Annotated in this window: 19 protein-coding genes and 1 pseudogene; 12 read left to right on the forward strand and 8 right to left on the reverse strand. The window is 41.6% G+C overall.

What is annotated here, in order from left to right; translation table 11 throughout:
- Positions 1–8: 8 nt before the first annotated feature.
- The 8 genes from agaV to argD all read left to right on the forward strand — a co-directional run bounded on the left by agaV (position 9) and on the right by argD (position 6,917).
- Positions 9–491 carry a PTS N-acetylgalactosamine transporter subunit IIB gene (agaV, locus tag PSE69_RS14110; protein ID WP_014656972.1) on the forward strand — a complete coding sequence of 161 codons (483 nt, stop codon included), beginning with the start codon at positions 9–11 and terminating at the stop codon, positions 489–491.
- Positions 492–501: 10 nt separating this feature from the next.
- Positions 502–1,284 carry a PTS N-acetylgalactosamine transporter subunit IIC gene (gene agaW, locus PSE69_RS14115; protein ID WP_004923830.1) on the forward strand — a complete coding sequence of 261 codons (783 nt, stop codon included), beginning with the start codon at positions 502–504 and terminating at the stop codon, positions 1,282–1,284.
- A complete protein-coding gene (locus PSE69_RS14120; RefSeq protein WP_036942174.1) occupies positions 1,274–2,167 on the forward strand; it encodes a PTS system mannose/fructose/sorbose family transporter subunit IID in 894 nt (297 codons plus the stop codon). Before agaW ends, PSE69_RS14120 begins: the two co-directional genes overlap by 11 nt.
- 12 nt (positions 2,168–2,179) lie before the next feature.
- Positions 2,180–2,614, forward strand: coding sequence for a PTS galactosamine/N-acetylgalactosamine transporter subunit IIA (gene agaF / locus PSE69_RS14125; RefSeq protein WP_004923836.1), 435 nt, complete (start codon positions 2,180–2,182; stop codon positions 2,612–2,614).
- Positions 2,615–2,623: 9 nt separating this feature from the next.
- Entirely contained in the window at positions 2,624–3,478 is an 855-nt protein-coding gene (locus PSE69_RS14130) for a tagatose bisphosphate family class II aldolase (protein WP_036942171.1), read from the forward strand.
- A gap of 44 nt (positions 3,479–3,522) precedes the next feature.
- Positions 3,523–4,671 (forward strand): N-acetylglucosamine-6-phosphate deacetylase, encoded by a 1,149-nt coding sequence (gene nagA, locus PSE69_RS14135; protein WP_081368639.1) that lies wholly within the window; start codon positions 3,523–3,525, stop codon positions 4,669–4,671.
- A 326-nt stretch (positions 4,672–4,997) separates the two neighbouring features.
- Positions 4,998–5,573 (forward strand): aminodeoxychorismate synthase component II, encoded by a 576-nt coding sequence (locus tag PSE69_RS14140; RefSeq protein ID WP_004923848.1) that lies wholly within the window; start codon positions 4,998–5,000, stop codon positions 5,571–5,573.
- A gap of 129 nt (positions 5,574–5,702) precedes the next feature.
- On the forward strand, positions 5,703–6,917 hold the full coding sequence (argD, locus tag PSE69_RS14145; protein ID WP_121875216.1) for a bifunctional acetylornithine/succinyldiaminopimelate transaminase: 1,215 nt from the start codon (positions 5,703–5,705) through the stop codon (positions 6,915–6,917).
- An 81-nt stretch (positions 6,918–6,998) separates the two neighbouring features.
- Here argD and PSE69_RS14150 read toward each other — a convergent pair.
- A pseudogene (locus PSE69_RS14150) lies at positions 6,999–7,139 on the reverse strand (IS256 family transposase); the annotation flags it as partial.
- Between the two features lie 414 nt (positions 7,140–7,553).
- Here PSE69_RS14150 and PSE69_RS19920 point away from each other — a divergent pair.
- Positions 7,554–7,679: a cytidine deaminase-like fold-containing protein gene (locus tag PSE69_RS19920; protein ID WP_419177201.1), complete on the forward strand. Its 126-nt coding sequence runs from the start codon at positions 7,554–7,556 to the stop codon at positions 7,677–7,679.
- 574 nt (positions 7,680–8,253) lie between these two features.
- Here PSE69_RS19920 and PSE69_RS14160 read toward each other — a convergent pair.
- On the reverse strand, positions 8,254–9,228 hold the full coding sequence (locus tag PSE69_RS14160) for a hypothetical protein (protein WP_040132704.1): 975 nt from the start codon (positions 9,226–9,228) through the stop codon (positions 8,254–8,256).
- A 195-nt stretch (positions 9,229–9,423) separates the two neighbouring features.
- Positions 9,424–10,056, reverse strand: a complete 633-nt coding sequence (gene crp / locus PSE69_RS14165) for a cAMP-activated global transcriptional regulator CRP (protein WP_004923862.1) — start codon at positions 10,054–10,056, stop codon at positions 9,424–9,426.
- A gap of 304 nt (positions 10,057–10,360) precedes the next feature.
- Here crp and PSE69_RS14170 point away from each other — a divergent pair, with 304 nt between their 5' ends.
- A complete protein-coding gene (locus tag PSE69_RS14170; protein ID WP_014656965.1) occupies positions 10,361–10,765 on the forward strand; it encodes an OsmC family protein in 405 nt (134 codons plus the stop codon).
- 73 nt (positions 10,766–10,838) lie between these two features.
- On the opposite strand, the gene PSE69_RS14175 is transcribed toward PSE69_RS14170, so the two are convergent.
- The 3 genes from PSE69_RS14175 to PSE69_RS14185 are packed head-to-tail and all read right to left on the reverse strand — an operon-like array spanning position 10,839 to position 12,958.
- Positions 10,839–11,705 carry a phosphoribulokinase gene (locus PSE69_RS14175; RefSeq protein ID WP_004923866.1) on the reverse strand — a complete coding sequence of 289 codons (867 nt, stop codon included), beginning with the start codon at positions 11,703–11,705 and terminating at the stop codon, positions 10,839–10,841.
- Positions 11,706–11,762: 57 nt separating this feature from the next.
- The gene (locus PSE69_RS14180) at positions 11,763–11,981 is read right to left on the reverse strand and encodes a YheU family protein (protein WP_004923869.1); all 219 of its coding nucleotides are present in this window, start codon (positions 11,979–11,981) and stop codon (positions 11,763–11,765) included.
- Positions 11,978–12,958 carry a hydrolase gene (locus PSE69_RS14185; protein WP_004923872.1) on the reverse strand — a complete coding sequence of 327 codons (981 nt, stop codon included), beginning with the start codon at positions 12,956–12,958 and terminating at the stop codon, positions 11,978–11,980. The genes PSE69_RS14180 and PSE69_RS14185 overlap by 4 nt, the downstream gene beginning before the upstream one ends.
- A 97-nt stretch (positions 12,959–13,055) precedes the next feature.
- On the opposite strand from PSE69_RS14185, the gene PSE69_RS14190 reads away from it, so the two are divergent.
- Entirely contained in the window at positions 13,056–13,661 is a 606-nt protein-coding gene (locus PSE69_RS14190; RefSeq protein ID WP_004923874.1) for a LysE family translocator, read from the forward strand.
- Between the two features lie 40 nt (positions 13,662–13,701).
- On the opposite strand, the gene murP is transcribed toward PSE69_RS14190, so the two are convergent.
- Positions 13,702–15,174, reverse strand: coding sequence for a PTS N-acetylmuramic acid transporter subunit IIBC (gene murP / locus PSE69_RS14195; RefSeq protein ID WP_004923877.1), 1,473 nt, complete (start codon positions 15,172–15,174; stop codon positions 13,702–13,704).
- Between the two features lie 27 nt (positions 15,175–15,201).
- The gene (gene murQ, locus PSE69_RS14200) at positions 15,202–16,113 is read right to left on the reverse strand and encodes an N-acetylmuramic acid 6-phosphate etherase (RefSeq protein ID WP_004923882.1); all 912 of its coding nucleotides are present in this window, start codon (positions 16,111–16,113) and stop codon (positions 15,202–15,204) included.
- 237 nt (positions 16,114–16,350) lie between these two features.
- Here murQ and PSE69_RS14205 point away from each other — a divergent pair, with 237 nt between their 5' ends.
- Entirely contained in the window at positions 16,351–17,211 is an 861-nt protein-coding gene (locus PSE69_RS14205; protein WP_014656964.1) for a MurR/RpiR family transcriptional regulator, read from the forward strand.
- Positions 17,212–17,288 lie beyond the last annotated feature (77 nt).

Below are 17,288 nucleotides of genomic sequence, written 5' to 3' on the forward strand. Positions count from 1 at the left end.
GAGTGAGTATGTCTACCCCAAATATATTGATGACTCGTATCGATAATCGTTTGATCCATGGTCAAGTTGGCGTGACTTGGACAAATTCTCTTGGTGCTAATTTAGTGGTTGTTGCAAATGATGAAGCCGCTGTTGATCCCGTTGCTCAATCTTTGATGGATATGGTGGTTTCCGATGGTGTACAAACTCGCTATTTTACGCTGCAAAAAACCATTGATGTGATCCATAAGGCTGCGGATCGACAAAAGATTTTTATCGTTTGTAAAACGCCTCAAGATGTACTCACCCTAGTTCAAGGTGGAGTTCCTATCAAATTTGTCAATGTTGGCAATATGCACTTTATCGAAGGTAAAAAACAAATTCATAAAACGGTCTCTGTGGATGATAGCGATATTAATGCATTCCGCGAATTAGAAAAATTAGGGATCACTTGTGAAATTCGTCGTGTACCTGATGAGGCGGGGGAAGCCGTCTCTAAGCTAATTAGCTAAGGAGGTCAGTATGATGACTGACGCACTACTTATCGCTTTGATTGCTGGGATCGCGGGAGTCGATTTATTTAATGGTTTGACACACTTCCATCGACCTGTGGTTATTGGGCCTATTGTTGGATTGATTTTAGGTGATGTGCAAACGGGGTTATTAGTCGGAGGAACGTTAGAGCTGGTTTGGATGGGGATGGTGCCACTTGCTGGTGCTCAGCCCCCCAATGTCGTGATTGGCGGTATTATTGGCACGACATTTGCCATCATGACACATGCGGATCCTAAAGTTGCTATCGGTATTGCTGTACCGTTTTCTATCGCGGTACAAGGCTGTATCACATTACTGTTCACACTCTATTCACCCATGATGCATAAATGCGACGAAATGGTGAAAAAGCTCAATTGGCGCGGTATTGAGATGGTGAACTATTTTGGGATCCTGATTCTGTTTTCTTTCTACTTTATTGTTGCTTTCTTACCCATCTACTTTGGTGCTGATGCCGCAAGCGCCATGGTACAAAAAGCACCTCAATGGCTATTGGATGGCTTAGCTGTGGCAGGTGGCATGATGCCTGCGATTGGTTTCTCACTACTGATGAAAATCATGATGAAAAAGACGTATGTTGCCTATTTTATTCTTGGTTTTATTTCAGTGACTTTCCTGAATATGCCCATTATTGCGGTCGCACTTGGCGCGTTTGCAATCGCACTGATTGATTTCTTCAACCGCACACGTAATGACAACAATGATAACGGCAGCTCACCTAAAGTTGCTCAGGAGATGAATGATGGCATTTAATGACAATGATGAAGCTCTGGCAGCAAAAGCGGAGCAACGAATGGCTCAAGCGATGGCAACTAGTCAGGTTGAGCGTGATGATTACCTTGATAGCGAACCTGCAACAGCACTGACTCACCGTGATATTAACGTTATGGCACTGCGTTCGCTATTACTACAAGCTTCTTTTAACTATGAACGTATGCAAGCTGGCGGTTGGCTTTATACCTTGATCCCAGCGTTACGTAAAATTCATAAAAAACCGGAAGATTTATCTAATTCTATGAAAATGCACATGGAATTTATCAATGTGCATCCATTTGATGTGACATTTTTATCCGGTTTAGTGCTAGCGATGGAGCGTAGCAAGGAGAAGATTTCCACCATTCGTGCAGTGAAAATAGCGTTAATGGGGCCGCTAGGCGGCATCGGCGATGCGTTGTTCTGGCTAACCTTATTGCCCATCTGTGCTGGTATTGGGGCATCACTCGCACTACAAGGCAGTTTATTTGGGCCGATTATTTTTCTGCTTATGTTCAATATCGTGCATTTCGCATTGCGTTTTGGACTGGCTCATTATGGTTATCGCGCGGGAACAAAAGCGATAGCCATGCTAAAAGCACATACCAAAAATATCTCACATGCCGCTTCTATTGTTGGAATGACGGTTATCGGCGCCCTAGTTGCCTCTTATGTGCATCTTTCTACACCACTAATCATGACGGCTGGTGAAGCAAAAGTGGCTTTACAGACAGACGTTCTAGACAAACTGATGCCAAATTTATTGCCATTAAGCTTTACGTTACTTGTCTACTGGCTAATGAAAAAAGGTTTTTCACCTGTGAAATTAATTGGTGTCACCGTGGTATTTGGCGTGCTTGGTAAATTAGTTGGATTCTTATAAGAGGAATGGCAAATGTTAGGTGTCGTCATTACAGGCCATGGAGGTTTTGCGAGTGGCCTGTTACAAGCAGTACAACAGGTTATTGGCCCACAAGAACAATGTGTTGCGATAGATTTTCCTGAGGGAATGTGTACCGATTCGCTTCAACAAGCATTAAGAAAGGCAAGTCAGCAATGTGATCAAGGTGATGGTGTCGTTTTTTTAACAGATTTATTAGGTGGCTCACCATTTCGGCAAGCGTCATTGATGGCCTTGGAAAATCAAAACTACCAAGTTATCACTGGAACCAATATGCAAATGGTCGCAGAAATGATGCTGGAGAGGGATGGAATGTCAGTAACAGAATTCCGCGATATGGCATTGGAGTGTGGGCATCGGGGTTTAACCAGTTTGTGGCATGAGCAACAACGTGAAAAACAATCTGTTGCTCATGATGATGGCATTTAAGGAGAGCATATGTATTTAATTTCTAACCGTGAAATGTTGAAAAAAGCACAACGTAATGGTTATGCAGTTCCCGCTTTTAATGTACATAACCTTGAAACTGTTCAAGTTGTTGTCGAAACAGCAGCAGCGATGTCATCCCCCGTTATTTTAGCAGGAACACCGAGCACGTTTACTTATGCAGGATTGGAATACATGGTATCGATTTGTCGTGAAGCTGCACGAGTGAATCACTTACCGATTGCATTACATCTTGATCACCATGAGGAGTATGACGATATTTGCCATAAAGTACGTGCCGGTATTCGTTCTGTGATGATTGATGGTTCTCACTTTGCTTTCGAACAGAATATCGAAGCCGTCAGTAGAGTCGTGAAATATTGCCAAAATTATGATGTCAGCGTTGAGGCGGAGTTAGGGCGATTAGGGGGGCAAGAGGACGATTTAGTCGTTGATAGCAAAGATAGCTTCTATACTGATCCTATGGCGGCGAAAGAGTATATCACGCGTACAGGTATTGATTCATTGGCCGTCGCGATAGGATCCGCCCATGGCTTATATCATGGTGAACCTCACCTTGATTTTGAGCGTTTAGCGGCGATTAAACAGCAAGTCGATATTCCTTTGGTCCTACACGGTGCTTCTGGTATCCCTGAAGAGATGATTAAACGAGCGATTTCACTTGGTGTGTGCAAAGTGAATGTGGCAACAGATTTAAAAATTGCTTTTGCGGATGCTGTCAAAGCGCATTTTGCTGAGCACCCAGACGCTAATGACCCTCGTAAATATATTACACCAGGTAAAGAGGCAATGCGTAAAGTCGTTGAAAGTAAAATCAATATTTGTGGCAGTGCTGGTATGATGTAAGCCGTGTTTACTGACGCATACAAGAGGCACTGATAGGATGTAAGATGATGAAATCAGATAAACAGATATATGTTCGTAGGGCATTATTGCCTTCTGGGTGGGCTGATAATGTTTTAGTCGTATTGAATGATAATGGGTGTATCCAACACGTTATCCCGAATACGAAGTCTGCTGAAGAGCTATTGCCATTCACATTATTGCCTGCACTTATTGATACCCACATTCATGGTAGTGCTGGTGCCGATGTGATGGATGCGACCCATGAATCGCTCAATAATATATCTCGTTTCTTAGCATCGAAAGGCGTTGGCGCATTTTTAGCAACAACAGTGACCGCCCAGCATAAAGATATTGAGCGAGCATTGGTTCAAGTGAAAGATAGCCAGAAGCAAGGGGTAGATGGCGCCGAAATTCTAGGAAGTTATCTTGAAGGGCCATTTTTTACGGCCCAACATAAAGGAGCTCACCCAGAAAGCTTATTGCACCAACCTGAGAAAGCCCTATTACAGCAATGGATATCACTTGCTGAAGGAAGTTTAAAATGTGTAGCTCTCGCACCCGAGCATCCAACCTCTCTTGAGCTAATACCTTGGTTAAAATCACAAGGGATCCGTGTCATGCTTGGCCACTCCAGTGCGGATTATGCATTGACTCAGGATGGGCTAAATCAAGGTGCGGATGGGGTTGTTCATTGCTATAACGGCATGAATGGCCTACATCATCGTGAGCCAGGCATGGTCGGTGCAGCCTTAACCAACGACCAATGTCAGGTTGAATTAATCTGTGATGGTCATCATGTACATCCTGCCGCTATCAAAGTGGTTTACCGCTGCTGTGGGGAGCGGTTACTACTGATTACAGATGCGATGCGTGCTACTGGCATGCCTGATGGTGAATACTCTCTCGGTGAAATGACTGTGCAGATGAAAAAGGGGGTTGTCAGAACAGAAAGTGGTAGCCTCGCAGGGAGTACCTTAACCCTCGAACAAGGAGTGAAAACATTGCAGCAAGCTTGCGACATATCATTCGCACAAGCATGGTTACATGGCAGTTTATATCCAGCAAAAGCATTAGGTATTGCGGATCGTCTGGGATCAATCGCCCCCAACAAGCAAGCGAATTTAACGCTCTGTGATACAGCAGGCGAAATACAAGCAACCTTTGTAAACGGTAAGCGGGTTTTTCAACGATAAACAGATTTAGGGTATGAAACGCCATGCCCTAAGCGGTTGTCTTGCAATTGTATGAATAGATGTAGAATGGAACGTTGTTATTCTTATTAATTAAGAATAACTTGTTATCAGTATGTGAATATAATTCCATGATTTTTATATGGAAACTGGCTTCAGTAAATCAGATTACTTGATTTAAATAGGCTATTTTCCTGCTTCGGCTGTGTTATGATACCTGCCCCCGACTATTTTTTGCTATTTTTTAGTCAGAGTTCTGATTGCTAAGCGCAAAAAACTGTGTATGGGAATATAACATATAATGATAAAAATCAGTCGGATAGGCTACTATGCTTTTACTTATTGATAATTACGATTCATTTACTTATAACCTATATCAATACTTCTGTGAATTAGGGGCGGAAGTACTCGTTAAACGTAATGATGAAATTTCTATCGAAGAGATAGAGTTGTTAGCGCCTACACACCTAGTGATCTCACCAGGCCCTTGTACGCCTGATGAGGCAGGGATCTCTCTTGAAGCAATTAAATATTTTGCAGGGAAAATCCCTATCTTAGGCATTTGTCTTGGTCATCAAGCGATCGGTCAAGCCTTTGGTGCAACGGTTGTGAAGGCTAGAGAAGTGATGCATGGCAAAACATCGGCTATTCATCATAACCACCAAGGGGTATTTAAAGGTTTAAATCGGCCACTAACAGTTACACGTTATCATTCTCTCGTTATTGCCGCAGAAACATTACCAGCGTCTTTTGATGTCTCCGCATGGTCACTGAATAACGGTGACGTAGATGAAATTATGGGAATACGTCATAAAACTCTGCCAATTGAGGGGGTTCAGTTTCACCCAGAAAGTATTCTGAGTGAACAAGGCCATGAATTGTTGAATAATTTTTTAAAATATTAGTTACTCACTGTACCTATAAAAAAATAAATTCATCCCCATCACTCGCTTTGCTATTGCTCTTTTGTGATTTTTTATTCATATTTAATGATTATATTTTCACTTAGGCATTGGATAAGGCAGGTGAGGGGTATGAAAGAACCACAAGCAGTAAATCGGCAAACTTATGATCAGGTTATTTTACCTATTTATTCTCCAGCGGAATTTATTCCTGTCCGTGGGGAAGGTAGCCGAGTTTGGGATCAGCAAGGTAAAGAATATATCGATTTTGCTGGTGGGATCGCGGTATTGGCATTAGGCCATTGTCATCCCGCATTAGTTGCTGCTGTTCGTGAGCAAAGTGAGAAACTATGGCATGTCAGTAATATTTTTACTAATGAGCCAACCTTAAGATTGGCACAGAAGCTGATCAATGCGACGTTTGCTGAGCGAGTGTTCTTCGCCAATTCAGGGGCGGAAGCTAATGAAGCTGCGTTTAAGTTAGCGCGCCATTATGCCATTACCAAGCACAGCCCATATAAAACCAAAATTATTGCGTTCAAACAAGCTTTCCACGGGCGTACTTTCTTTACGGTTTCAGTTGGAGGCCAAGCGAAATATGCGGATGGTTTTGGGCCGAAACCTGCTGATATTATTCATGTGCCATTTAATGATCTCGATGCCGTGAAAGCGGTGATAGATGAAAATACCTGTGCGGTGGTATTAGAGCCTGTTCAAGGGGAAGGTGGTGTGACTGCTGCCACGCAAGAGTTTATGCAAGGTGTGCGTAAGCTATGTAATGATAACAATGCATTACTGGTATTTGATGAAGTACAAAGTGGTATGGGGCGCACTGGGCAGTTATTCTCTTATATGCACTACGGCGTGACACCGGATATTCTGACTACAGCTAAGGCTTTAGGTGGCGGTTTCCCTATCAGTGCAATGTTAACAACCCATGAAATTGCGCAAGCTATGGGGTTGGGAACTCACGGTACCACTTATGGTGGTAACCCATTAGCCTGTGCGGTTGGTAATGCAGCATTTGATATTATCAATACAAAAGAGGTACTTGATGGTGTGACAAAGCGTCGTGAATTATTTGTTGCTCATTTGAATAAGCTGAATGAGAAATATAATATTTTTGCTGAAATTAGAGGCATGGGGCTATTAATTGGTGCAGAGCTTAAAGGGGAATTAAAAGATCGTTCGAAAGATATTTTACAAGCTTGTGCCAATGAAGGATTAATGATGCTTAATGCTGGCGCTAATGTATTACGTTTTACGCCATCGTTAATTATTTCGGAAGAAGAAATTAATAGTGGTATGTTGAAATTAGAAAAAGCGATTGAACGTATTCTGAAATAAATACATTTTTAACACTCAAAGAGGTTAATACCTCTTTGAGTCTTTTTGACCCTATAAATAATTTGGGGTATTTGCCTTTCATTAAAGGTGACCGTTTAGGCGGTCACCAAATACAATAATAAAACGGCTCATTGCCTGTTTCCCGTTTTGAATTGGCATACTCTACTTTTTAGAGGCCGATTCAATCGCTAAATAAATGGCTTTACGCACAGGATCATTAGAGCCTGATTGAGGGGGATTTTTTCATGCTCAAAGTGTTCAGTCAATTCCATATTTAATGTTGTTTCAACGATCAGTTTAGTCAGCCGTCGAGTGAACTGATTGAGCCGCTTCTCGTTTAAATTCCGCCCTGAAGTTACGTCGAATTTGCTTTGTTATACATGTCACCTGTTAAGTTATGCAGTGTATAATAACAGCTCTATTTAGGTGGCCAAATTAACTATGCCACTACACATACATCTATTCCGAAGGTGAAAGCGGAATTAATAAATAAAGAAACAGGGGAAATATTTAAAGAGACTAACCAAGGAAATAGACCGGATTATTTTTTAGGTGATAAAAATCGTCCAACGTTAATTAACGATAGAATGAAACTAAAGTAGAAAAAATCCTAGCAAATATGTATCGAATGGAAATATGGCTTCTGCTCATGCTGAAGTTGGTACTATTCGTAAGCATATGAAGATTATTACCGTTAGTCGAGATATGAATATGAGGGTGACAAAAGAGCCTGTATGTGGATATTGCCGCAATGGCAGATAAAGAAGGATTGAAATTATCAGTCAGCCGGATAGTCAACGACTCGGCTTGGTGTGTGAGGGGAAAGTGACTGCCTACCGTAAACCCGAACTCATTCTGCCACTGACCACTAATAATCAGCTATGGGCGGGGGCGCAAGTACCCCATGGTATACTGTCTTGATTTTACCGCGTGTTCTTTAGCTGTTTGTGTTTTTACAGTACAATCGCCTCGACTATAGACTTAAAAATCCTTAACTGTTCAATCCGTTACCAGTAGTTAATTTTATCTACTGAGATTTGATTTCACTTATTCAATAAATAACTTCATTGGCATGATTCAGCCAGCCCACACACTGGATGTCGGCAACAAGCGTTATATTTTTCGGGCTAAAAATCTAATTATCGCTGTCTCAATTAAGGAGCTGTGGACAAGTAATATTGGCACGTAGTTGAAAATGCCTTCCTGTAAATTTAGAAATACCGAGCCGCCGTAACTCGGTATCACAAATTAACAAGCAATTATGAAAACATGATTGCCTTAGCATGTTCAGTCATGTGGCTCCCTATATGATTTATTAAAAAATAAACAGCAAAGGTCAACATGCCCTAGCACTTTTTGTATTGATATTTTTTGTATGATTAATGCTAATTTCTTTCTTTGGCATTTTATCGATATTTGTTTTGCGCGGATCGGCAGTCGAAGGGGATAATGCCATTCCACTCAGGTCTCTTTTTACCTGCCCATTGATAATTACTCGCCCCTTGCCCTGAGAATGAGATGAAATAATGTCAGTAGCCTGATGAATGGAACGTTTTTTTCTAGGTTGATCTAATTCCTGAGTGATAGTCGGTATCTTGAGGGGAATTCGGCTTCCTTTTTGATGTGCGATTGGTTTTGGGGGCGTGAAATTTTTAATTATTGCCTCTTTCTCGGATTGAGTTTGTGCTTTTTTATCCATATACCATACTAAATCCAGCTCTGAGTAGTCAGTGCCAATAAGGCTTGCATTGAGTTCTAATTTTTTCAGGTGGATCATTGAATTCACCTTTAGTGATTCAGCAGAATAACTATTAGCATCTAAATTAGCAGCAACCCTCTCACATTTAGATCTCAACTGCTCAAGTTTTTGTCGAAGATCCGTTGTGGGTCTAGGTATATTTAACGAATGAGCTGACTGGTTACCACTCATATTACAATCATGCTCTTTAATCGTATTTGTTGAATGCTTCGATTTTAATGAATAGTTCAATGGTAACGATAATGAGGGCAGAGAAGGGAGTTGACTCTCCTTTAGGATATTGGCGATATTCATTGCCGCATCGATTTTAGCTTGTCGCTCTTTAAATGCGTTGTCATCGAATTTTACTGGTGTAGGTAAGGTGATTGATATTGGCTTAATGCTATTTGTTTCGTTAAGAAACTTATATTTTGCCTCTAAATTATTTCTTTTTATCCTGCATGATTCAGAGATTGTCTCAGGGGTCATATTGCCACGCTTTAGCATCTCTGCATGAGCCGTGATTGTTTGGTTGATATATTTTAGGGATGGACGATGTTCACTTATTTTCATTTTAATAAAACCTTCAAATAATAGTATATTAATTATTCTAGATTTTATTTTTTAGTAGATATGAATAATATAAAATAACGATATTAATGCTATTTTCTGGTTTTTCGGTGATGTTGAAGCAAAAATGGCTCTATATCAAAGATATAAAGCCATTATGCAATCGCGGTCTTACCAAAGTGGTGAGACTAATATCGGTTAACGAGTACCGTACACGACAATCGTTTTACCGTGTGCGGAGATCAGATTCTGGTCTTCTAGCATTTTCAAAATGCGACCAACGGTTTCGCGTGAACAACCAACGATTTGGCCAATTTCTTGGCGAGTGATCTTAATTTGCATTCCATCTGGATGCGTCATCGCATCGGGCTGTTTCGCTAAATTAAGCAGAGTTTGTGCAATACGGCCTGTCACATCAAGGAAAGCAAGGTTACCGACTTTTTCTGAGGTGGTTTGCAGGCGACTTGCCATTTGCGCAGAAAGGCGCATAAGAATATCAGGATTGACCTGAATAAGTTGACGGAATTTTTTGTAAGAAATTTCAGCGACTTCGCAGGCACTTTTTGCTCTAACCCAAGCTGAACGTTCTTGTCCTTCTTCAAATAACCCTAGTTCACCAATGAAATCTCCCTGATTTAAATAGGAGAGGATCATTTCTTTGCCTTCTTCATCTTTGATTAAAACAGCCACTGAGCCTTTAACGATATAGTAAAGGGTTTCTGCTTTTTCACCCTGATGAATCAGAGTGCTCTTGGATGGATATTTATGAATATGGCAGTGTGACAAAAACCATTCAAGAGTAGGGTCTGTTTGTGGCTTGCCGAGAACCATTAGCGTTATCCTCTGTATGTTAATACAGCCATTCAGTTAATTGTAACGAGAACGGCTGGTTTTTAAAGTCACTAGCTTAGCATATTAATTCGCATTATAGAGCAAGTTAATACCAACACTATAATATTATCAATTGAAACCTTGAGTTTTGATCTTAACCCTATCAGGTGGAACTTTGTTTGTAACATATTCAACCGAGAAAGTCTTGCTTTTATCGGTTCAGCATCTTAAAGCAGCTATTTGATTGAAAGTATTTATGCAACAATGTTATCTTTTAGAAAATATTTTCCTAGGGGAATTAAATATGGAAGCAAGAGTTAAATGGGTTGAAGGTCTCTCATTTTTAGGAGAATCAGCATCAGGCCATCAAGTTATGATGGATGGCAATTCAGGTGATAAAGCTCCAAGTCCAATGGAAATGGTGTTAATGGCGGTTGGGGGGTGTAGTTCAGTGGATGTTGTGTCTATTCTACAAAAAGGCCGCCATGACGTAAAAGGTTGTGAAGTTAAATTAACCTCACAACGCCGCGATGAAGCTCCACGTTATTTTACCCATATCAACTTACATTTTATTGTAACTGGAACGGATTTAACGGAAAAAGCGGTTGAACGTGCAGTTCAACTTTCGGCTGAAAAATATTGCTCAGTCTCTTTAATGTTAGAAAAAGCGGTTAAAGTTACCCACAGTTTTGAAATCCAGAATCAATAATTTATTTATTAATTATATAATTTTTTTAATTCATGATGCTTATTTATTAAATAATAATAAGCATCATCGGCGCTTAATCGTGTTTCTGCTTTATTAATTTTTCAACGAGAGGTGTCATAATTAATTCCATGGCTAAGCCTAATTTACCGCCAGGAACAACAATGGTATTCATTGCTGATATAAATGAGCCGTTTAACATGGACAGTAAATATGGGAAGTCAATTTGTTCTAGCCCCCTAAAACGGATCACAATAAAACTTTCATCTTGTGAAGGGATCGCTTTCGCAGAAAATGGGTTTGATGTGTCGACAGTGGGGACGCGTTGGAAATTAATATGCGTACGTGAAAATTGCGGCGTAATATAGTTGATGTAATCCCCCATTGAACGAACGACGGAGTCCATGACGGCTTCACGTGAATGGCCGCGTTCGGTCGTATCGCGGATCAACTTTTGAATCCATTCAAGGTTAACAATTGGTACAACGCCCACCAATAAATCAACATGTTGTGCAACATCATTTTCTGGCGTCACCACCCCGCCATGCAAGCCTTCATAAAAAAGAATATCACTGTTCGCAGGCAGGGACTCCCATGGCGTAAATGTACCGGGTTGAAGCCCATACGGTACCGCTTCATCATAGGTATGCAGGTACTTACGCGATTTACCATTACCATGTAAGCCATACTCTAACAGTGTCTGCTCTAATAAGGCGAAGTCATTGGCTTCTGGACCAAAGTAGCTGATATGGCGGCCTTGCTCTCTCGCTTTGCGAATAGCCATGTCCATTTCAGGCCGAGTATAACGATGGAAACTATCACCTTCTAAGGTTGCGGCTTGAATATTTAATTGGTGGAATATTTTACGAAATGCCAGACTTGTTGAGGTGGTTCCAGCACCACTAGAACCGGTAATTGCAATAATGGGGTGCTTTTTTGACATCGTGGACTCCCTGTGTTGCGTTACGTCCACGCTGTTTAAGCCATGAGCGAAACGGGGTTACGGGCGAAACTGATTTTTAGGCATAAAATTAACAGATTCGTGCAATTCTGACCAGACTAGCACAATTTCCCCAGAAACTAACAGCCGTTTCACATCATCCACTTTCTGCTGTAACGTCTTTTCATGCTCGCCGTAATCCGTTCCTTCACGGAGCACATAAGCTTCAATTAGGTTTTCCAAAGTTTCAGGTGCTAAATCTTTCCAAGGAATAATCATGATTGTTTATCCAAATACGGTGTTAGCCACTGTGGAATACGTTTCTCTAGCCACATTTCTGGCTTTCTTAAACTACCGCTAACAAAACCAACATGCCCACCATGCTCTGTCATTTGGTATTCAATATTAGCAGGTAAACGTGAGATATCTGGCACGACTTCAGGTGCCATAAAAGGGTCATCTTTTGCGTGAATAATTAATGTTGGTTTTGTAATACGAGGCAGTCTTGGTAATGCACTGCATTTCTGGTAATAGTCGGTCGCATTCTCAAAACCATGAATTCTTGCGGTGATCACATCATCAAATTCACGAATACGTTTTAGCTGCTTTAATTGTAGCAAATTAAGCGGTAATGAACCCGGGTAGCGAACGAGTTTACGTGTTGCGTTACGCTTTAATCCATTAAGTAAATAGCGTTGGTAAAATTGAGAAAACCCTTTTTCCATACGGATTGAGCAAGGCTCTAGCATTAAAGGTGCGGAAACAACAACACCTGCATCAATATCGGCGTCATCACCATTTTCCGCTAAATAGCAGGCTAACATATTGCCACCAAGAGAATAACCAACAGCCGCTGTCGGAACATCCCCCCAAGTCTGCTTTAACCAATGCAAAAAGTAACGTGCATCACTGGTTTCGCCAGAGTGATAGATCCGTTTTTGGCGGTTAGGCTCGCCGCTACAACCGCGAAAATGCATAATCACACCCAGCCATCCCTGCTTTTGGGCACTTTCAAGCATCCCATGCGCATAGGGGCTTTTAAAGTTACCTTCTAAGCCATGAAAGATGACTAAACGAGGTTTTTTGCTTGCCTGTTCGGGAGCTTCACTCCATGCAAGATCAATAAAGTCGCCATCAGGTAGCTCTAGCCGTTGCCAAATTGGTTTGATTTTCGGCGTTCTACGAAAAATTCTTGGCAATAATGTTTGAAGATGTGGATTTTTAGCCCAATTAATAGGGCGAAAGTTTTCTGACATAGCCTTAATTTAATTTAGTAATTCCCTTGTAGGGCACATAACATACTGTTATTTTTTTATGATGCAAGTATGCTCAATTTTTGAGGATTGATTATAAATGAGTCTAGGGCTGGTTTTTTCTCTTTTTACATTTCTATTCATTGCAGCAATAACACCTGGCCCTAATAACATGCTATTAACATCAAGCACGGCAAATTATGGGTTTCGTCGCAGTATTCCCTTATTATTAGGGATTATGTTAGGCATGCAATCAATACTTTACCTCTCCGCTTTCGGTGTTGCAGCGCTTTTATTGCTTTATCCTGCTTTGCATGTGGCGATGAAAATCGCGGGTAGTACGTACCTATTGTGGTTAGCATGGAAAACCGCTACGGCTCGTTATTCGCCACTAAAAACAGAAACGACAGCAACAAAAAATATCAAATGGTATCAAGGTGGTTTGTTACAATTTTTAAATCCTAAAGCATGGATGATGGGGTTAGGTGCTGTGGGGAGCTATAGTCTACCCGGAGAACTGTTTGTGCAATCCATTATCATCATGAGTATTGCGGTGGTTACCGTTAATTTTGTGGCAGGGCTAATCTGGATGGCGGGCGGAGCGTTGATCGGCCATTTTCTAAAAAGTCGCAGAGCGTGGTTTATTTTCAACTTAGTGATGGGGCTATTAACCGCGGCGTGTGTGCCATTAATTTGGCTCGAATAAAAAAGGGGGGATAGACAACCCCCCATTGCATTGATTGGCTTTATGTTAAATCGATATTTTTGCTGCCAAATAAGTAAGTGAAAATAAATCCACATACATAAGCAACAGCAATACCACCAACATACACAGCCATTCCTGCAAATACGCCTTGGGCTGATGTCATTAGCGGAATGGCGACAAGACCCGATGGCCCGAATACGGTATTAAGCCCGACAGGTAACCCCATCCAAGCGATTAGCCCAATGAAGAAACCACCCGCAGCACCACCCAAGCAAGCCGTTACAAAAGGTTTTACTCGAGGCAAGGTGACACCATAAATCAGCGGTTCGCCGATACCGAGGAAACCCGGAATGATAGCGCCACGAATTTGATTACGTAAGATAGAGCCTTTCTTCGCTTTCGCATAGAGCGCTAATGCTGCACCGACTTGTCCTGCCCCCGCCATTGCTAAAATAGGGAATAGGGAGTTGAAGCCTTGTGCATCCACTAGGGCAAAGTAGACGGGAACAAACCCTTGGTGTACACCAAACATCACCGCAATCAAGAATAAACCCGCTAATATTGCCGTTCCGAAAGGATTACCGTTTAAGTGCATAAACAGCCATGACATGCCATTAAATAACCAGCTTCCTAGTGGCATAATGACAACATAAGCGGCAGCACCAACAATAAGCAACGTGATGGTTGATGTTAAAATCATATCGAGGTTAGAAGGAATGATTTTACGGACTTGTTTTTCAACCGATGCACCGAAAATACAAGCGATTAACACGCCAATAATGCTACCACGCGGGTCGATATCCCAACCAAAGAAGTTGGTCATTCCAGAAAAGACCCCTGAAGTGGCATTTGGGTCATAACCAAGGACGAATAGTGCAGCGATGATAGCACCATTGACGCCACTTCCACCGAATGCTTTTTGCGCGTTATAACCAATCAGAATACTTAAAAAGCTAAATAGCCCCTTACTAAACACTGACATATACAGGATCAGATGAACTGCGAATGTCTGTTGTTCAGGCGACTTCGGTAAACCCCCAGGGTAAAGGGTTTGAGTTGCTAACGTAGCAAAACCGAGTAATAAGCCTGCTGCAATAAAGCCCGGAATAAGAGGGGTAAAAATGGTCGCAAACTTAGATAAAAAACGATGAATTGCACTTGTTTGCTTTTGCTTCATTTGCTGTTTATTGGATGAAGCGAGGGCATTTAAGTTATTTTCTAATGATGTATCGATGTTAGAAAAGAAACCAGATTCATCGCTTTCTAAGAGCTGATTCATGAGATCAGAGGCGGTTTGTGCTTTGCCGGGGCCGAGTACAATCTGCAATTGATCTTCACTTTCAATCACACCAAGAACGCCGGGGATCTGTTTAATTGCTGTTTTATCGACAAGTTGGTCATTGTTGAGGGTCAAACGTAAACGTGTCATACAGTTTCCTGCATGACGAATATTTTCACTACCCCCGACATTTTGCAGGATTGCCTGCATCATTTCTTTTGTTATTTTAGCCATGCCATTTACCCTATCAGTTCCCGTGTATTAAACGGACTTTGCGACATTAAGAGCTGTACGAATAAAACCTTGGTTGTCCGATAGCAATTGACGCGCTTCCTGAGCATCAAGCCCAGATAAGATCATCAAAATTGCAGTCTTACAGTGTCTTTGGCATTGTTGTAGTGCTAGCTCCGCAGTTTGCCTGTCACACTCAGTTGCCTCCATGACAATTTTGACTTGTCTCTCAACCAATTTGGCATTGGTTGCCTCGACATCCACCATTAAATTACCGAAAACCTTTCCGATACGGATCATGGCGCCAGTCGTGATCATATTGAGCACCAGTTTTTGTGCAGTACCTGCTTTCATACGTGAAGAGCCAGTCACGACTTCAGGCCCGACAATAGGGGTGATGGCGATATCGGCAGCATTTGCGACAGGGCTATTCGGATTACAGCTGATTGAAGCGGTAGCTGCGCCGACCTTGCGCGCATAAGCCAGTGCCCCGAGTACATAAGGTGTACGCCCACTTGCCGCGATACCCACTAAAACATCTTTATCGTTAAATTGGATATTAAGCAGGTCTTGCTCACCCAGCTCTGGCTTATCTTCGGCATTTTCCACAGCGCGAAAAATAGCTTGGTGACCGCCAGCGATTAAGCCGACCACCTGTTCATGAGGTGTACCGTAGGTAGGAGGGCATTCACTGGCATCTAAAATTCCTAAACGGCCAGAAGTGCCAGCACCAACATAAATTAAGCGGCCACCATTAAGAAATGCTTGGGCCACCTTATCGACAAGTTGGGCAACTTGCGGCAGGACTTTCTCAACCGCTAAAGGCACTTGCTTGTCTTCGTTATTAATGACTTGCAACATATCGATGGTCGACAGTTGATCGATATTGGTGCTCGCGGCGTTACGGCTTTCAGTTACCATTCTGCTTAAGTCAATGGTCATAATAAATTACTCCTACCTCAGTTAATGAGGCGATATTAAGGAATTATTTATTCCAGTGATGTGATAATGATCACGGCGTTCTCTATTCTGAATTGCCAATATGAAAGAATATTTTCGGATAATTTAGATTGCTTAAATAAATTACTTATTGAATTTAAAGGATTAAAACTAAGTAATGAAGTTATTCTAATAGGAATAATTTATTTTTTATTATATTCAACAAATAAGGAATTAAGGATGACTTTACTGGATACCATCACTTGTTTGCTGCCAAGACTTGCGGAAAACCAACGTAGGATCGCTCAGTTTATTCTTGAGAAGCCAGAGCGTGTACTGAGCTTATCGTCACAGCAGTTAGCGGAAACATTAAATGTGAGCCAATCCGCTGTGGTGAAATTTAGCCAAAAAGTCGGTGTCAAAGGGTATCCAGCATTGAAGTTAGCGTTAAGTGAGATCATCGGACGGCAGCAATTTGATGAGGCCAATCCGCATACGGCGTTGCATAACCGTATCACGCAAAATGATAACTTGATGGTAGTTGCACAAAAATTAGCATTAGAAAAAAATTATTCGATTACTGAAACAACTCGCCATATTGATTTCAAACTGTTTGAAAAAATTGTGGATGCCATTGATAAATCCCAGCGTGTACAAATTGTTGGCATTGGCGGCTCGGGGTTAACCGCGAAGGATTTAAGCTATAAATTACAAAAGATAGGCATTACCACATTGGTGGAATCCGATCATCATGTGCAAATTGCTGCAGCGTTGACATTGACCCCACAAGATACACAGATTGTCATTTCTTTTACGGGCAAACGTAAAGACATGCTGACCGCCGCGAGTATTGCACGTAAGCAAGGCGCGAATGTGATTGCAATCACCCGTAGCCGGCTGTCACCGCTTGCTCAATTAGCTGATTATGTGCTTGAGAGTATCGCGGAAGAAAATGAATGGCGCAGTTCATCGATTTCCTCACGCACGGCACAAAATACCTTAACCGATCTGCTGTTTATGGCGCTATTACAAAAACGTGAAGCACGGGCGAAAATGTTGGTGATGAATGCGCGAGTCATGATCAACAGGCTAGATGAATAAAAATAAAGCTGTTTTTTATCAATTAGTAATCCGCTTGTTTTTGCAAAAAGTACCTATTTGCGTTAAGACTAATGTAG

Source organism: Providencia sp. PROV122 (assembly GCF_028482365.1).
Taxonomy (GTDB): domain Bacteria; phylum Pseudomonadota; class Gammaproteobacteria; order Enterobacterales; family Enterobacteriaceae; genus Providencia; species Providencia stuartii.

Bases quoted from the DNA above. Each gene is read 5' to 3' on its own strand.
- PSE69_RS14160 (WP_040132704.1), bottom strand. From the start codon at position 9,228: ATGAAAATAAGTGAACATCGTCCATCCCTAAAATATATCAACCAAACA.
- PSE69_RS14120 (WP_036942174.1), top strand. From the start codon at position 1,274: ATGGCATTTAATGACAATGATGAAGCTCTGGCAGCAAAAGCGGAGCAA.
- agaF (WP_004923836.1), top strand. From the start codon at position 2,180: ATGTTAGGTGTCGTCATTACAGGCCATGGAGGTTTTGCGAGTGGCCTG.
- PSE69_RS14185 (WP_004923872.1), bottom strand. From the start codon at position 12,958: ATGTCAGAAAACTTTCGCCCTATTAATTGGGCTAAAAATCCACATCTT.
- PSE69_RS14175 (WP_004923866.1), bottom strand. From the start codon at position 11,705: ATGTCAAAAAAGCACCCCATTATTGCAATTACCGGTTCTAGTGGTGCT.
- agaW (WP_004923830.1), top strand. From the start codon at position 502: ATGATGACTGACGCACTACTTATCGCTTTGATTGCTGGGATCGCGGGA.
- murP (WP_004923877.1), bottom strand. From the start codon at position 15,174: ATGGCTAAAATAACAAAAGAAATGATGCAGGCAATCCTGCAAAATGTC.
- PSE69_RS14205 (WP_014656964.1), top strand. From the start codon at position 16,351: ATGACTTTACTGGATACCATCACTTGTTTGCTGCCAAGACTTGCGGAA.
- PSE69_RS14180 (WP_004923869.1), bottom strand. From the start codon at position 11,981: ATGATTATTCCTTGGAAAGATTTAGCACCTGAAACTTTGGAAAACCTA.
- PSE69_RS14170 (WP_014656965.1), top strand. From the start codon at position 10,361: ATGGAAGCAAGAGTTAAATGGGTTGAAGGTCTCTCATTTTTAGGAGAA.
- murQ (WP_004923882.1), bottom strand. From the start codon at position 16,113: ATGACCATTGACTTAAGCAGAATGGTAACTGAAAGCCGTAACGCCGCG.
- agaV (WP_014656972.1), top strand. From the start codon at position 9: ATGTCTACCCCAAATATATTGATGACTCGTATCGATAATCGTTTGATC.
- PSE69_RS14190 (WP_004923874.1), top strand. From the start codon at position 13,056: ATGAGTCTAGGGCTGGTTTTTTCTCTTTTTACATTTCTATTCATTGCA.
- PSE69_RS19920 (WP_419177201.1), top strand. From the start codon at position 7,554: ATGGCTTCTGCTCATGCTGAAGTTGGTACTATTCGTAAGCATATGAAG.
- PSE69_RS14140 (WP_004923848.1), top strand. From the start codon at position 4,998: ATGCTTTTACTTATTGATAATTACGATTCATTTACTTATAACCTATAT.
- crp (WP_004923862.1), bottom strand. From the start codon at position 10,056: ATGGTTCTCGGCAAGCCACAAACAGACCCTACTCTTGAATGGTTTTTG.
- nagA (WP_081368639.1), top strand. From the start codon at position 3,523: ATGATGAAATCAGATAAACAGATATATGTTCGTAGGGCATTATTGCCT.
- PSE69_RS14130 (WP_036942171.1), top strand. From the start codon at position 2,624: ATGTATTTAATTTCTAACCGTGAAATGTTGAAAAAAGCACAACGTAAT.
- argD (WP_121875216.1), top strand. From the start codon at position 5,703: ATGAAAGAACCACAAGCAGTAAATCGGCAAACTTATGATCAGGTTATT.